General features: G+C 30.5%; 18 protein-coding genes. 14 read left to right on the forward strand and 4 right to left on the reverse strand.

Features of this window, described 5'->3' with window-relative positions; genetic code table 11:
* Window positions 1-7 precede the first annotated feature (7 nt).
* The 3 genes from C1I91_RS12890 to C1I91_RS12900 all read left to right on the forward strand — a co-directional run bounded on the left by C1I91_RS12890 (window position 8) and on the right by C1I91_RS12900 (window position 3446).
* The gene (locus C1I91_RS12890) at window positions 8-1192 is read left to right on the forward strand and encodes a nitroreductase family protein (protein ID WP_128213254.1); all 1185 of its coding nucleotides are present in this window, start codon (window positions 8-10) and stop codon (window positions 1190-1192) included.
* Between the two features lie 365 nt (window positions 1193-1557).
* Window positions 1558-2145 carry a DUF4362 domain-containing protein gene (locus C1I91_RS12895; protein WP_128213255.1) on the forward strand — a complete coding sequence of 196 codons (588 nt, stop codon included), beginning with the start codon at window positions 1558-1560 and terminating at the stop codon, window positions 2143-2145.
* 446 nt (window positions 2146-2591) lie between these two features.
* Window positions 2592-3446: a GNAT family N-acetyltransferase gene (locus C1I91_RS12900; RefSeq protein WP_128213256.1), complete on the forward strand. Its 855-nt coding sequence runs from the start codon at window positions 2592-2594 to the stop codon at window positions 3444-3446.
* Window positions 3447-3606: 160 nt separating this feature from the next.
* On the opposite strand, the gene C1I91_RS12905 is transcribed toward C1I91_RS12900, so the two are convergent.
* From C1I91_RS12905 to C1I91_RS12915, 4 genes are all read right to left on the reverse strand, one after another.
* A complete protein-coding gene (locus C1I91_RS12905) occupies window positions 3607-4065 on the reverse strand; it encodes a hypothetical protein (RefSeq protein ID WP_128213257.1) in 459 nt (152 codons plus the stop codon).
* Window positions 4066-4082: 17 nt separating this feature from the next.
* Window positions 4083-4268: a hypothetical protein gene (locus C1I91_RS28185; protein WP_164880527.1), complete on the reverse strand. Its 186-nt coding sequence runs from the start codon at window positions 4266-4268 to the stop codon at window positions 4083-4085.
* Between the two features lie 321 nt (window positions 4269-4589).
* The gene (locus tag C1I91_RS12910; protein WP_128213258.1) at window positions 4590-5015 is read right to left on the reverse strand and encodes a GNAT family N-acetyltransferase; all 426 of its coding nucleotides are present in this window, start codon (window positions 5013-5015) and stop codon (window positions 4590-4592) included.
* A gap of 54 nt (window positions 5016-5069) precedes the next feature.
* The gene (locus tag C1I91_RS12915) at window positions 5070-5255 is read right to left on the reverse strand and encodes a hypothetical protein (RefSeq protein ID WP_128213259.1); all 186 of its coding nucleotides are present in this window, start codon (window positions 5253-5255) and stop codon (window positions 5070-5072) included.
* 194 nt (window positions 5256-5449) lie between these two features.
* Between C1I91_RS12915 and C1I91_RS12920 the strand changes: the two genes are divergently transcribed.
* The 11 genes from C1I91_RS12920 (at window position 5450) to C1I91_RS12970 (ending at window position 14124) form a co-directional block, all read left to right on the forward strand.
* Entirely contained in the window at window positions 5450-6232 is a 783-nt protein-coding gene (locus C1I91_RS12920) for a class I SAM-dependent methyltransferase (protein WP_128213260.1), read from the forward strand.
* A 300-nt stretch (window positions 6233-6532) separates the two neighbouring features.
* Window positions 6533-7072 carry a hypothetical protein gene (locus tag C1I91_RS12925; RefSeq protein ID WP_128213261.1) on the forward strand — a complete coding sequence of 180 codons (540 nt, stop codon included), beginning with the start codon at window positions 6533-6535 and terminating at the stop codon, window positions 7070-7072.
* Between the two features lie 449 nt (window positions 7073-7521).
* Window positions 7522-7890 carry an MmcQ/YjbR family DNA-binding protein gene (locus C1I91_RS12930; protein ID WP_128213262.1) on the forward strand — a complete coding sequence of 123 codons (369 nt, stop codon included), beginning with the start codon at window positions 7522-7524 and terminating at the stop codon, window positions 7888-7890.
* Window positions 7891-7923: 33 nt separating this feature from the next.
* A complete protein-coding gene (locus C1I91_RS12935; protein WP_128213263.1) occupies window positions 7924-8541 on the forward strand; it encodes an HAD-IA family hydrolase in 618 nt (205 codons plus the stop codon).
* Between the two features lie 45 nt (window positions 8542-8586).
* Window positions 8587-9063 carry an HAD domain-containing protein gene (locus tag C1I91_RS12940; RefSeq protein ID WP_128213264.1) on the forward strand — a complete coding sequence of 159 codons (477 nt, stop codon included), beginning with the start codon at window positions 8587-8589 and terminating at the stop codon, window positions 9061-9063.
* A gap of 410 nt (window positions 9064-9473) precedes the next feature.
* On the forward strand, window positions 9474-10409 hold the full coding sequence (locus C1I91_RS12945; RefSeq protein WP_128213265.1) for a ketopantoate reductase family protein: 936 nt from the start codon (window positions 9474-9476) through the stop codon (window positions 10407-10409).
* Window positions 10410-10607: 198 nt separating this feature from the next.
* The gene (locus C1I91_RS12950; protein ID WP_128213266.1) at window positions 10608-10934 is read left to right on the forward strand and encodes an SdpI family protein; all 327 of its coding nucleotides are present in this window, start codon (window positions 10608-10610) and stop codon (window positions 10932-10934) included.
* A 101-nt stretch (window positions 10935-11035) separates the two neighbouring features.
* Entirely contained in the window at window positions 11036-11686 is a 651-nt protein-coding gene (locus C1I91_RS12955; RefSeq protein ID WP_128213267.1) for a carbon-nitrogen hydrolase family protein, read from the forward strand.
* A 344-nt stretch (window positions 11687-12030) separates the two neighbouring features.
* Entirely contained in the window at window positions 12031-12588 is a 558-nt protein-coding gene (locus tag C1I91_RS12960) for a hypothetical protein (RefSeq protein WP_205694311.1), read from the forward strand.
* Window positions 12588-13403, forward strand: a complete 816-nt coding sequence (locus C1I91_RS12965) for a phosphatidate cytidylyltransferase (protein ID WP_164880528.1) — start codon at window positions 12588-12590, stop codon at window positions 13401-13403. Before C1I91_RS12960 ends, C1I91_RS12965 begins: the two co-directional genes overlap by 1 nt.
* Window positions 13404-13578: 175 nt before the next feature.
* A complete protein-coding gene (locus C1I91_RS12970; protein WP_128213269.1) occupies window positions 13579-14124 on the forward strand; it encodes a hypothetical protein in 546 nt (181 codons plus the stop codon).
* Window position 14125: the final 1 nt, after the last annotated feature.

A 14125-nucleotide genomic window follows, 5' to 3' on the forward strand; every position in this document is an offset into this window, starting at 1 on the left:
TTATCTTATGGAATATAGGGGGAAAAGAAAATTGATAATAGCATTTTCGGTAGTTCTAACTATCTTATTAGTTGCAGTAGTTTCGGTATTCATAGCAAGTGGATGTTTTTTGAAGTCTAAATATCTTGAGACATGGAACAAAAATTACTCGGAAAATTATAAAGACGTAAGAGTGAAAATAATATCTAATGGTATTCTAGCCGCCAGTGGACATAATATGCAGCCTTGGAAAATAAAGCTTGATGATGACAAGAATATCTTCTACCTATACGCAGACAGCCATTTGTTGAACCTAGAAGTAGATCCCTTAGCAAGGCAGACTATGATTACTCAAGGGACCTTTTTAGAATACTTAATTGTTGCAGGTAAAAAAATTGGATATGACGTGAATATAGAACTTTTCCCAAAAGGTGTATATGACGAAAAAGACTTAGTTAATAGTATGAGCAGTAAGCCTGTAGCAAAAATAAACCTATCCAAAACTGAGGAAAGTGCTCATTTATATAATTATATGTTTTATCCAGATACCAATAGAGAGGCTTATGAAAAAACTAAACTTACAAAGGATCAGATATCTACATTAAAACTTTTATCTGAAGAGAATATAGATATAAGAATATTGGACGGTGAGGAAGATTTAAAAAGATTAGGTACACTAGCTATGAAGGGAGCGGAAATAGAAGCTGGCATTCATAGGATGAATGTGGAGTCGGCAAATGTGTTTAGATCAAATGAATACACAAAAAATAAGTTTAGATACGGTTATTCATTTGAAGGACAAGATATAAAGGGACTAAAAATGTACTTGCTAGAAGGGGCTATAACCTTAATACCATCAATTAATAGTGAAAAGGCATCTAAAGATATGTACATTAGTTCAACAAAGAATTCCATTGATAATACTCCTTGCTATGGAATAGTAGCTACGAAAGGTAATTCACGAATTGAACAGGTAAAAAGCGGCATGGTTTATAGTAGATTGGTGTTAACAGCACAATCTTTGGGACTTGCTATGCAGCCTTTAAGCCAGGTATTAGAAGAATATCCTGAGATGAAAGATCAATATACAAAGATTCATAAAGAATTTGCGTTTCCAGGCGAGACTCTGCAGATGCTATTTAGGATAGGTAAGCCTACTAAAGAGGTTCCTAAGAGCATGAGAAAAGATGTTATGGATATAATTGAAAAGTAACAAGCTATAGACCATTAGGAAAACTTAAGTGATGCATGGTGAAAAATCCTGCACCTATGAACTTTAGTTATGCATAACTTAATAGTTTAGATAACGAATAATCATTGTAAGAGTTTATGTACTTAAAAAATAGTATAGGTATCCAACTTCAACTATTAATTTATGCGTGCCCGATAATTCCCAGAAGCCGGGATTATCAAACATGTATAAATTAAGTTTTCGTAAAGGATACCTATAGATGGAATATATACTGAAGAAGGTACTGTAAAATGCTTTTGTGAGCTTCTCTGTAAAAACGTGTATAAAAGAAATAAAAAAGGATACTATATTTTTTAACTAACGAAGGTCAGAGGAGGTTACAAAGGATGAAGTCTATAGTAATAGCATCTCTACTAGCTGTATCTTTAGGAAGTACACTGGAAATCTTCGAACGAAAAATTAACATGAGTTCTGGTGCCCTAGGTGTTATCAAGCTAATTGAAAGTATGGAAAGTAAAGTTGTTACTGAAGAAAAGGAACTGCTCAACAACAACACTTTAAACTTTAGTAAGGCAATAAGTAATGGTTATGTTGTAGAACTTCCAGCAAACGCAAAATATCCAGGTAAAAGTCAAGATACTTTAACTTATAATGTTAAGAAACTTGATCAATTTATCGAGAATGTTGAAAAGTTAAAAAGAGATAAGGTTAGAATCGTTAAGTATGGATATGATGATGGTAAGGTTTGGGTTAATAAGTTATATGATTTAGAGTTTAATGGGCAAAGTATAGAAATGACTGTGTATGATACCTACTCAAATCCAGAGGAGTTTATAAAATCACCTAAAACCTTTGAGAAGAGAGTTATTAAAAAAGACTATCCCAATGATTTATGGTATGGTATATGCTCCAATAATAATGATAAAGACTGTGGTACTCTTATAAGCTTTAAGAAAAGTAGCGTAGTTCAATGAAACCTAAAAATTGATTTATTATATAAAGTTATACATTATGGTTATAGAAAGTGCTGGTATATAGTGAGTACCAGCTCTTTTTTGTTTTTGTAGGAACTTTTTAAATGACCTGCAGGATAAAATACATAATACAAAAATATTAAATTTAAATGCATAAATTTCTATTCAGCTTGCTTGTGTTATAATATTGAATAATAAACTTTATATGGAAGATAAAAGGAGGAATTATCTAACTATTATGTGGAAAAACCCATTGAGTTAAGTGATTACAATGAAAATAAGATATGAGCTAACTATTAGTAATAGGGCCTCCTATGAATAACTACTTAATTTAAACACTATTTTACTTATAATAAGGAGATGATGTAGCATGTGCAATAAGAAAATATTAGAAGTTTATAATGAAGGATTAATTAAAAATTACAGTGAAATTTTGAGGTGGAAATATGTCAAATATAAAAAATGTTATGAAGAAGGCAGAAGACTTTAAGTTTAATTCTTTAATGTATGTTGAGGAAGAAGATATTGAAACTGCCAAGTTATGCATTGATACTGAAGATAGCTTATTCTTATACATTAGTTTGAATACAGATAGAGAAATAGGGACTTATACAAAATCCAAAAATAATTTTCAAGTTTTTTGGGCTTCCAATACTAAAGAAAGCTATTTTGAGGGGTTAGAGCAGACTATAAATTATATTAGAAAAAATGAAGCTGAAGCAGAGCGAGTATATATTGAATTTGTCCCAGCTGAGTTTGTAAATGATATGGAGAGCTTAGGTTTCAATACTGTATCTGAGTGGATAGACTACTGGAATAAGGATTTATACGCTTTAAAATTGCCAGTAGATGATAACTTTAAGGTTAGAGGTTTTGAGAATATGGAGGATATAGCTCAGATTGCAGCAGTAACTAAGAGTTGTGCTGGTTATTCTAGGGGATTTACCGGTCAGTCAGAGGAGACTATAAAGGAATGGAGTAATATGGAAAAATCCAGATTGTTTCTAGCTGAAGATGACAACCACATAATAGGTGTTTGTTTTGGTATATTATACGGCTTTGAAAGTGAAAAAGGAACCATACTATGGATAAGAGAGCTTGCAGTTAAGCCTAAATATCAATCAAGAGGAATTGGTCGTAAGTTACTATATTCAGCTATAAGATGGGGACAAGAAAGTAAAGCTAGAAGAAGTTTCTTAGCTTGTGATGCAGAAAATCAAAGGGCTCTTAACTTGTATAAATCGTTAAACTATCAATCTAATGGAGAACCAGGACAGATTAACATGGACTATAAACTATAGCTAATTATATTAATCTGACAAAAAAAGAAAATAGTAAATAATATAAAAGCAAGTGCCTTAAGTATAAAGCTTAAGTGCACTTGCTTTTAGTTTGATTCATTTCTATAGCTAAAGATTAGTCTATAAAAAGAATGCTAAAAGTGAAGATAGAATTTATTATTTACACAGTGATTTCTGATTTTAGTTCATTAAATGCGTAACTGATTTGTTTTTTAGCTTCTTCGCTATATCCATGTAAGCTAAGACGTATCTTTCTATTATTAAGTAAAGTAAGTACTATTATATTATCAAATGCTTGATTAAGTTCGTTTATACTTTTCACTTCAGATAGTCTTATTAATCTATATTTCCTTAAGAAATACTTAGAAAAAGCTATTTGATTTTTATCTATAATTAGACTAGGTTGTCTGTGTTTTTCCGTTAATGCTATGTATAGTTGATTCCCAATTAGTAGTAACAAAATTAAGGATAAAGATATTTCATATATTATTCCTATGGTAGTATAAATGGCGGCTTTTGGAGGTAAAAATATAAAAGCTATAAAAACAATATTAACAATATTCTGTAATGGTGTAGGAAACTTTTTAGTAAATTTATATTCTTTAATTTCAGCCAACATGATTAGTCATTTTCTCCTTATAAGTTATTCAAATTGCAATTATCAAATCTTTCCTTAAAGTGCTTTTGAGTTATAATCATACTTGAAATCGATGAAACTATAACTAAAGTGGAGGAAATAAAAACCTCTAAATCTAAATTATCTGGACCTAATATAAATGTAATAACTAAAGTTATAACTAAAGTAAATAAGCAAAACAGCATTAAAAGCCTAGAAGAAAGCTTATTAGCCGTGAGCCAGTAGCTGGTATTGCTTTAAGACAATAAGGACTTGAGAAAATTTGAATTGTCTAGGTTCCTATTAGATAAATTATTAATCAAGCAGCTTGTTCCAATGACTATCAAAGGACAAAGTATTGGGCAGATTAAAGGTATCAATATATATATGTACATTTTGCCTCCAGCTTATATTTAATTTTAGATATTTTAGATGCATCACTTCATAGTAAAATTTATATTTTCCAATACTCCTCTCAAAGCCTAGATGAGTTTTAAAAATAGCTTTCGGATTGAAGTGTTACATCTTTATAAAGTTTTTTTCAAATAATAACGGTTATGACTTTCGGGACAGTCTTCTAGTATACCAAATACTTCATAACCATGTTTTAGGTAAAAATCTTTTGCTTGGAAATCGAAGGTATCTAGGTGTATTAACTTGCAGCCTTTTTCTTTTGCTATGGTTTCAACTTCCTTCAATAATATAGAGCCATATCCTTTATCTCTAAAACCTTCCTTAACCCACAATACATCAACATATAAGCAGTTCCAGCAATAAATCATAGTATTTATGCCTGCAAGGGTTTCACCTTCTGAGTTTTTTATAACTCTATTTAGTGGTATGAAAGCCGGAGCTTGAGTAAATGGAACTTTAGAAGCGTTATACTCAACAATTCCAGTATCAACAGTTGCCCAATCTTCTTTATTACTTTCCTTAATAATATAATCCTTCATGAGATTTCTCCTATAATATTCATATTTAATCAAAGTATAATTAATTTTTGTGCTTTAGCGAGTCTTTTTACTGGAATTTTTAAATAGAACATATACTCCGTCAAGTAGTGCTATAACGAAGGCGATGGCAAGAGCTTTTAGTAGAGTCAAAGCTAGCCACTTTATAAATATACCTACAAGATAAAGGATTAGAAAAACAAAAAAGCATTTGATTATTACTTCTTTTAGCGAATTACTCATTTTATTTTCTCCTAACAAGCATATCAACTTTAAGAGTGAAAGTTGGATAATTTATAAATATGTATGTATTTCATGGAAATTATAACATATAAATTGAAAATATAGAATATTAAAGATTTTGTATATTTATTTTACAACCATTAAAATATAATGATATAATTTATTAAACAAAATATGGAATATGAGGTGTTGGTATGGTAAATGATTTATGTTTAGAGATGCTTTGTAATCCAAGCACCCATAACAAATTAATCGTAGATTCTAATGGTATAGAGGAGTTTTTGGTAGATTCAAGTACTGGGGAAAGATTTGCTATAAAAGAAGGAATCCCTTCATTTATTAGTTCAGAGGATATTGATGGTACAAATTATGATAGTACAAAGTTTTATAACTCTTTTGCTCCTTTTTATGAGCTTGGTCAAAAAGCCTATTATGCCTTCTTAGGTGGAGAAGAGAAAGCTAGAAATGATTATTTGCAGTTTATAAATGTAAAAGAGGGGGATAAGGTTCTTGAGGTATCTGTTGGAACAGGGGCAAACATAAGGTTCTTACCAAGGAATGCTGAATACTATGGATTGGATATATCCCTTGGTCAACTAAAACAGTGTGAAAAGAATAATAAAAAATACAATTTAGGACTTAAACTATTTTGGGGAAATGGAGAGATGCTTCCTTTTCCAGATGATAGTTTTGATGTAGTATATCATATAGGTGGGATAAATTTCTTTAATGATAAGAAAAGAGCTATAGGTGAAATGGTGAGAGTAGCTAAGAGTGGATCGAAGATATTAATAGCTGATGAAACAGAGAAGGTTGCTAAGTTTTTTGAGAAGATACCATATTTTAGAGGGCCTTTCAAAAACAGAAAGGAAGCCATAACAGCTCCTGTTGATTTATTGCCTCCAAATGTTAAGGATATAAAAGTAACAGAGATAAGAAATGGAACTTTATATTGTTTAGAGTTTACTAAGATATAAAAATTCTGAAGTCTAGTAAATCTTTAAGTTTAAAGTAAACTTATGTACTATAAAGTGGAAACTATGCTTGAAGTATATGTAATTATTTTCCAGGAAATATATAAGAGGCTTGATAGGGTTCCTAACTCAATTTTTAATTTATGCATGACACAAAATCCTCAGAAGCCGGGATTATCAAACATGTATAAATTAAGTTTCTGTAAAGGGTATCTATATAGAGTAGCGTCTAATTTCAAAATGACGGTTTATTATGACAAAAGATTATTATAGCTTAATAATAATTTAAGAAAGGTTAGAAATATGAAATCAAAGAGAATTCTTGTGTTAGGTCTAATAATAATCATCTTAGGATTGTTATCTGTAGCTTTTTCAATATTTAGTGCTTTTTTGGCCTTCGGTATAGTATGTATTGCGCATGGATGTTTAATGATATTTTCTAAAGAGTATAAACGGATAATAGTAAATAGGTTCTTTAGGTTTGAAGAAGATAATCTAAAGGGGAGGGAAGAGTTCTATAAATCTCTTGGAGTTAATGAAAATAATAATGTTAATAGATTTTTTAACTCCTCAATAGTAGTGGGATTCATTGCAATAGCTCAAGCTTTAATAAATTATAAAGCACTTAAGAACAATGCCTCCATAACTGCTGCTACAATAGTTTGTGTTATATCATTTATATCATTTATTATTATAGGCGCTTTAAATGATAGGATAGTAAAAAAGAGTAAAGATTACTCCGAATATCATATGAGATTTATATTGTTAGTAACGTTTATAGCTATTCCTATAATGTTTTTTGGACTTATATGGATATTATCTACAAAAGGAATAGTAATGTAACTATTTGTTTCCGTGTACTATAAATTGATTTAAAACCATAGGGTGAAGATTAAATGAGTAAGAAGAATTTTGAGTAAAGCATAGTTTATTCTTAATTTGTTCTGTTGCAAGGATGCTTCATTATATTTATGTTTATAAAGCTGGAAGCAGTTTAGATCATGCTAAGCTAGGAGTAATAGCAATAGAAGTTGAAAAAACATTGAATGAACTTAAAGTTTTTTAGCAAGAGAAATTGATATTATATGTAGTTCAATATATAATCATAGCAATAAGAAAGATGCAGAAAGTAAGTATGAATAGGTACCTAAAGATGCATATGTATTGTAGCACTTTATATATCGTATAAATTAGGTTTTCCTGTTTTTGACCATTATAAGAATAGACTAGCAAAATTATTTATACAACTAGCTACAGAAGAATTGATAATATTTTTGAAATGAGGTGTGTGTATGAAGTATCAATGGCTTGATGAGTTTTGTCTTTCTAAACAAGGAGTTGTTAAAGATTATAAAGAGGAATGGGAAGCAACTAGGTATCGTATACGAGATAAGATGTTTTTAATGATCGGTGGAGATAAATATAGTAAACCTATAATTTCAGTTAAATGCGAGCCTGAGTTTGGTGAGTTTTTAAGAAAAGAATATGAGCATATAGTTCCAGGCTATCATATGAACAAGAAACATTGGAACTCAGTGTATTTTGAAGGTGATGTACCAGACGACGTATTAAAGCAGATGATAAACATGTCCTATAGCCTTGTTTTTAACGGTTTTAGTAAAAAGCTTCAAGAAGAGATTTTAGATAAAAATGCTGACTAGTCAGTCTGTGAATAAGGGTTGGGGGGAACATAATTGTATAAACATATTATTTGGGATTTTGATGGAACACTTTTTGATACATATACTGTAATGGCAACTACCTTTAAGGAAACTCTTGAAGCCCATGGTTTTGAAGCTCCTATAGAGGAAATACTTAAATATATGAAGGTATCTATGTCTACTGCAGCACAATACTATAGTCAAAAGTTTGGAATAGATGATGATTTTTTATCCGAGTATTCTAGGAGAAGGAAAGATGCTGAAGAGGAAAATTGCAAGCCATATGCTGGAATAGAAGAAGTTTGCAGATATATTCATAGTTCAGGTAAAAACAATTATTTATATACCCATAGAGGGGAATCGTCAATAAGGTTTTTAAAGAAGTATGGGTTATATGATTATTTTACAGACTTCATAACAAAAGGTAGCGGCTTTGAAAGAAAGCCAAGCCCTGAAGCTATAGAATACTTAATAAAAAAGCACAATATTTTAAAGCATGAAGCAATAATGATAGGAGATAGAGAGTTAGATATTTTATCTGGCAAAAATGCTGGTATTTATGGTTGCTATTTTAATGAAGCAGGAATAAATATAGAGGTTGCAGATCATATAGTAAGCGATTTTAGTCAGCTTTATTCTATAATTGATTAATTAAAAAATTAAATTCTATTGATATTGTAAATATGAGGTACATTAATGAAAATTATATTTTTAGACGTAGACGGAGTTCTTAATACAGAAGGATTCCTTAATGACAATCCAGGAGTAGCCATAGACTACTGGAAGATAAGTATATTAAAGTATATTATAAAGAAAACTGGCGCGCTTATAGTAATGTCCTCAGGCTGGAGATTATGGTTTGATGATAATATGTTGCCTACAGAAGGCTACTCACAGCAGCTATATGATATTTTTTGTGAAAATAAACTAGAAATATATGATAAAACACCAGATTTCAGCACTGACGAAATAAAATCAAGAAAGACCTTTAGCCATGTGAAAGCAAAGGAAATAATTGCATGGCTTGAGGATAATAAAGATGTAGAAAAGTATGTTGTAATAGATGATTTGTTACTTAGGGATGAAAATATAAATGCTCACTTAGTTAAAGTAAATGGAGAGATTGGGTTAACTTTCGAAGATGCTTTAAGTGTAATTTCTATGCTTTCATAATTGGTAATTACTGCTGTATATAAAAATAAGGTGCTGTTAAAGTACTGTGTTGAAATTGAGTGGTCAGTGATACAATATTTAGATGAGCTTGCGCAAAGAATTAATATGATTACTTCATAAACACTTAATTTCAACAATATACTTGAACATAGACAAAATTAAAACTTATAACTTTATTTACATAAAGTGGAATAAGATGTATAATGAAAACAAATCTCAATTACTAATGGTAATTGAGATTTGTTTTTTACCGTCTTGAACGTATATAAATTTTTTTATCTACACATAACAATAATAAGGTTTAGAATAAAAAGTAAAAAATCTTATTCACATGCCACATTTTCCTAATATGTATTGGAAAAGACATATGTGCAAAAAGTGAATTTATCAAAGGAAGGGAGAAAGATTATATGAGAGTGTTAGTCTATGGTGCAGGTGTTTTGGGAAGTTATCTTGCTCATGTATTGGTTAATGGAGGAAATGAAACCACAGTTCTTGCTAGAGGTAAGAGATTTGAGGAACTTAGCAAAAATGGGCTTATAATCCGACATTATGTTCAATGTAAAACCACTGTTGATAAGGTAAATGTTATCGATAAGCTAACTAAAGAGGATGTTTATGATTTAATATTTGTGGTAATGCAGTGTACCCAATTACAGGCGGTTTTACCAATACTGGCAGAAAACAATAGTCAGCATATTGTTTTTGTAGGAAATAATACAGATGGGCAGGCAACTTATGATTATATACAAAAGAATAGTTCATTTGAGAAAAAAATAGCATTTGGATTTCAAAGTACTGGAGGAAGGCGTGAAAATGGACGAGTAGTATGCGTAAGAGCAAGGGGACAGATGGAACTAGGAGGCTTAAATGGACAGCTATCCTGGAGAGAGCTTATTGATAAAGCCTTTGAAAATACCAGATACAAGCTAACATATATTGATAATATGGATGCTTGGCACAAAAGTCATATTGCCCTTATCATGCCTCTAGCTTATGCGACTTATGCCTGTGATGGAAATTTGCGTAAGGCAGCTAAGAACAAAAAGCTTTTAAAGCAAATAGTCAATGCAACCATCGAGGGATATAAGGTAATTGAAGCTGCTGGATATGAACCTACTCCTAAGAAGGAAGCAAAGTTAATATGTGATAAATCTAAGGTGTATTACTTAATGCTTAAGATTGTCACTGCAACACCAATCGGAAAACTTGCTATCAGCGATCATGCTATGTCTGCAGTTGGAGAGATGGTAGCCTTAGAGGAGGCACTAAATAAGTTAAAGCAGAAAGTAAAACTGGAAACACCAAATTTAGATGCTCTACAGGTTTATATGAAAAAATTATAGAATTAGATTCTTCAGTGCTTTGTGCTAAATAGAAATGGATATTACATAAAGCTTTTATGTGATGACAAAGACCATTTATAGAAAAAATATTTCCTATAGATGGTCTCTGTTATTATAATGGAAGTTATATTTTTACTGTTTTACTTAATTTTTCTTTTGTGATAATATATTCTCATTAACTATAGAGAGGTGTATACCATGAGTTATTTTATATTGAGCATAGTGTTTTTGATAGCAGGTATTTTCCTTAGAAGTATTAAACAAAAATCTATTACAGGTATCGGTTATAAAACCAGATCTTCTATGAAAAACCTAGATACATGGAATGAGGCAAACAAATACTGCGCAAACATACTTATTTTAGGGAATATCATATCAGTAATTGTAGGCGCCAGCTTACTTATAAAAGGATATAGAAACTTTGCTTATTGCTTTTGGATTATTATAATATCACTTGTGCTAGCTTGTGTTTTCACAGAAGTACATATGACAAGAGTCTTTAACAAAGATGGTAGTAGAAAATAAAGCAAAGACAATTTTTAAAAATAGAGGACAAGCTTAATAATTAATGAGTCTAATGAATATAAATATTATAATAAATAAAATAGAAGGTAAGTGAGATTTATATGAGAATCTTAGTTGGTCAGCCAGTTCGTGAAAAAGGAATTGCTCAAATAACCAATGAGATAGTAGAAAATAGCGGAGTAGATATAGTTATTTATCCAGAGGGATATTTAGCGGATGAAAAAGCTTTAGAAGGTGCCTGCGAACTTGCAAAGAAGTATGAGGTCATAATTATTACTTCTTACTTAAAGGATAAGAAAAATAGAGCAATAATCATTGATTGTAATGGAGTAAAGGTATTAGAAAGAGCTAAGACACTTCCTCAATTAGAACAGGAGTTAATTGAACCTTTGGATGTAAAATGTGATGAAATTAATATTGGATATTTGCTTTGTATGGAAATTTTAAAAGGTGAAAGAGATTTAAAAAAAGTAAAAAGAAAAATTGATTTTGTTGCCAATCCAATTGGTGTTGGCATGTACAGCGAAGAGCAGTTTGAACAATGGATAAATGAGGCAAAGAATATCGCTAAAACTTACAAAACTATGGTGATAGGAACAAGTCATGCAGATGGTTCCTATAAAAACTGTGGTGTATCAATACCTGTTTCTTACTGTATAAACAGTGACGGTGAGCCGATATATATTTCAAAAAGAGACACAAGAACTAGAATTATAGATATAAATACAAAAGAATATTTAATAAAACTCTGATAATACTTATATAAGTCAGCTGAATTTATTTTAGGCTTATATAACTAAATAATAGTTAAAGTGTATGTAAATATATTAGATAAATCTCTTTAAAAATTAACTGAGATTAATCTCTTATATGAGAATGGACTACTTCAGGATGTATAGAGTATTTTAAAACTTTCTTGTTAGCGATGAATCAAATGTGTATATAAATACAGAACATGAATTTTCTAATGGAGTGGTCCGTTTGTTTATAGACTAATTTTACCGAACTAAATATTATTTGATTTAGAAATACCAATTATAATTAGAGGTAAAGTGATTTATTTGTATATCAATCAAAAACTGGGAGGTATAAGCCTATGATTTCAATGCCTACAAACTTATACCATTACTATGAAGCAGAAGTAGGGCCTTTCAAAACACTATCTGATTTGTCAATAGAAGAAGCTGAGAAAGCATTAGATCGTATCCGAGCTAAAGGAGAAACCTATGCCAGCAAACGCTCAGTAGATTACATGATTGTTAGAAGAGAGTTAGAAAAAAAGGTTAGAGAGTTGTTTATAGATAATGGTGGACAACCACTAAGACAGTCACCTTATTCAATGACTTTAGGTCCCTGCAATTGGATAAAGGATTGGTATAAAGATGGACAAGAGTTAAATATACCGATATGCCAATTTGATCCTCAAATCTTAAGCTTTACATATGGGGATATCTTTCCAGCTATGAGATATGAGGATGGCAAACCTTATTCTAAAAAAGTATATACCCTAGAAGAAATAAAAAAAGTAGTAGAATTATATGGATTGCCACAAAACTGGAATAGTGATGGATCAAAAGGGCCAAAGAGGTATATAGAAGTTCAAATTTGGTCAGATGATCCTATAAGGAAATATTTTGAATTTAGGAGTATATGATGAAACAGAGAGTAATTACCTCAGTAATAGGACTTCCTATTTTAATAGGCATAATAATGACAAAAAATGCATTGTTAATTAATAGTATTCTTATGGTAGTTTGTTTAATTGGGTTAAATGAGTTTTATGATTCCTTTGAAAATTATAATAAGAGCTTTAGCTTGATTGGGTTTGGATTTACAATTCTTTATTATATATTTGTACCTCCAAGCATTGATTCTTCACTGGGGATATTTATATTTTTATTTTTAATCTCACTAATACTTTACTCCATTGTTTTTTATAATAAGAACAATGTAAAGTATATTGGTATAACCTTTTTAGGATTTTTTTACGTTACTTATATGTTTTCGTATATAAGCAAAATAATTAATATAAAACCTCAAGGCTACGTCTTTGTTTGGCTTATTTTCATAGTAGCGTGGAGCTCGGATACCTTCGCATATGTAGTAGGTAAAACCATAGGAAAAAGAAAGTTAACTCCAGAATTAAGCCCAAATAAATCTGTTGAAGGATTTATTGGAGGAATAATTGGTGCGTCAATACTATCATTTATTTATGGAATTATAGTTTTAAGATCAACCAATGTGAATATAAATGGGTTTCCATTATATTGTTTCTTGATAGGAAGCATTGGAGCAATAATTTCACAGTGTGGTGATTTGATAGCATCCTTAATAAAAAGATTCAATGGTATTAAAGACTTCGGCAAGATAATACCTGGACATGGTGGAATATTAGACAGGTTTGATAGTGTTATTTTAGTGACTCCATTTATCTATTATATTTTATCTGCATTGATGAAATATAGGTAAGCTGCTTCTTTTTAGTTAAATAGTGATGGAGTTAAATCAGGGGCCAGATGGGTTCTTAAAATAGCTTAAAGCTGTTCAACTTAAGATTATTATACTAGAAATTTATATAGCTATGCAGAACCATAAATAATGTAGAATTTATATAGTTAAAATGTATTTATAGGAGCTGATTATATTGAAAGTAAAGAACTGGTATAAAGTAAATAAGGTTAAATCAAAAATTCCATTTGTTCTTTTTCCAATATTATTTGCCTTAGGTCTTTTGCTGCCTAAGGTTATGAACCTATTTGGAGGATTTAAGGCAAAATTTATTGGTGCAGTTATGACTTATACCTTTAGTGCAATCGTTCTATTTTGTTTAGGCTCGTACTATTGTGTTCTGCATAAAGCAGAAGGGTATAAGTATTCTTCTAGAATTAGTGTTAGAACTGTTGGAATTATATTTTTACTTTTAACAGCTTATATAGGAGTTGCAGTTTTACCTAAGTACTACAAAGATCTTTCGAGGGTTGTAAAATCAGAATATGTGTCCTATGACGGAGAGTTGACGGAGCTAAGTATTTCTGATGACAGAACAACATTTACTAAATTCACTTTAGGCAAGAAAAAGTTTGTAATGAATAAAAACCTATCAGATAAAAATTTCTTTGTTAAAGGAAAAAGCTATCATGTAGAAATGCTTCCTAACACTGATTTTGTGGTACAGGTTTATAGATATTAGG

Source organism: Clostridium manihotivorum (genome assembly GCF_004015185.1).
In the GTDB taxonomy this organism is placed as follows: Bacteria; Bacillota; Clostridia; order Clostridiales; family Clostridiaceae; genus Clostridium_AR; species Clostridium_AR manihotivorum.

Coding starts and splice junctions, on each gene's coding strand:
- C1I91_RS12890 (WP_128213254.1), top strand. CDS start 8: ATGGAATATAGGGGGAAAAGAAAATTGATAATAGCATTTTCGGTAGTT.
- C1I91_RS12895 (WP_128213255.1), top strand. CDS start 1,558: ATGAAGTCTATAGTAATAGCATCTCTACTAGCTGTATCTTTAGGAAGT.
- C1I91_RS12900 (WP_128213256.1), top strand. CDS start 2,592: ATGTCAAATATAAAAAATGTTATGAAGAAGGCAGAAGACTTTAAGTTT.
- C1I91_RS12905 (WP_128213257.1), bottom strand. CDS start 4,065: ATGTTGGCTGAAATTAAAGAATATAAATTTACTAAAAAGTTTCCTACA.
- C1I91_RS28185 (WP_164880527.1), bottom strand. CDS start 4,268: ATGCTGTTTTGCTTATTTACTTTAGTTATAACTTTAGTTATTACATTT.
- C1I91_RS12910 (WP_128213258.1), bottom strand. CDS start 5,015: ATGAAGGATTATATTATTAAGGAAAGTAATAAAGAAGATTGGGCAACT.
- C1I91_RS12915 (WP_128213259.1), bottom strand. CDS start 5,255: ATGAGTAATTCGCTAAAAGAAGTAATAATCAAATGCTTTTTTGTTTTT.
- C1I91_RS12920 (WP_128213260.1), top strand. CDS start 5,450: ATGGTAAATGATTTATGTTTAGAGATGCTTTGTAATCCAAGCACCCAT.
- C1I91_RS12925 (WP_128213261.1), top strand. CDS start 6,533: ATGAAATCAAAGAGAATTCTTGTGTTAGGTCTAATAATAATCATCTTA.
- C1I91_RS12930 (WP_128213262.1), top strand. CDS start 7,522: ATGAAGTATCAATGGCTTGATGAGTTTTGTCTTTCTAAACAAGGAGTT.
- C1I91_RS12940 (WP_128213264.1), top strand. CDS start 8,587: ATGAAAATTATATTTTTAGACGTAGACGGAGTTCTTAATACAGAAGGA.
- C1I91_RS12945 (WP_128213265.1), top strand. CDS start 9,474: ATGAGAGTGTTAGTCTATGGTGCAGGTGTTTTGGGAAGTTATCTTGCT.
- C1I91_RS12950 (WP_128213266.1), top strand. CDS start 10,608: ATGAGTTATTTTATATTGAGCATAGTGTTTTTGATAGCAGGTATTTTC.
- C1I91_RS12955 (WP_128213267.1), top strand. CDS start 11,036: ATGAGAATCTTAGTTGGTCAGCCAGTTCGTGAAAAAGGAATTGCTCAA.
- C1I91_RS12960 (WP_205694311.1), top strand. CDS start 12,031: ATGATTTCAATGCCTACAAACTTATACCATTACTATGAAGCAGAAGTA.
- C1I91_RS12965 (WP_164880528.1), top strand. CDS start 12,588: ATGAAACAGAGAGTAATTACCTCAGTAATAGGACTTCCTATTTTAATA.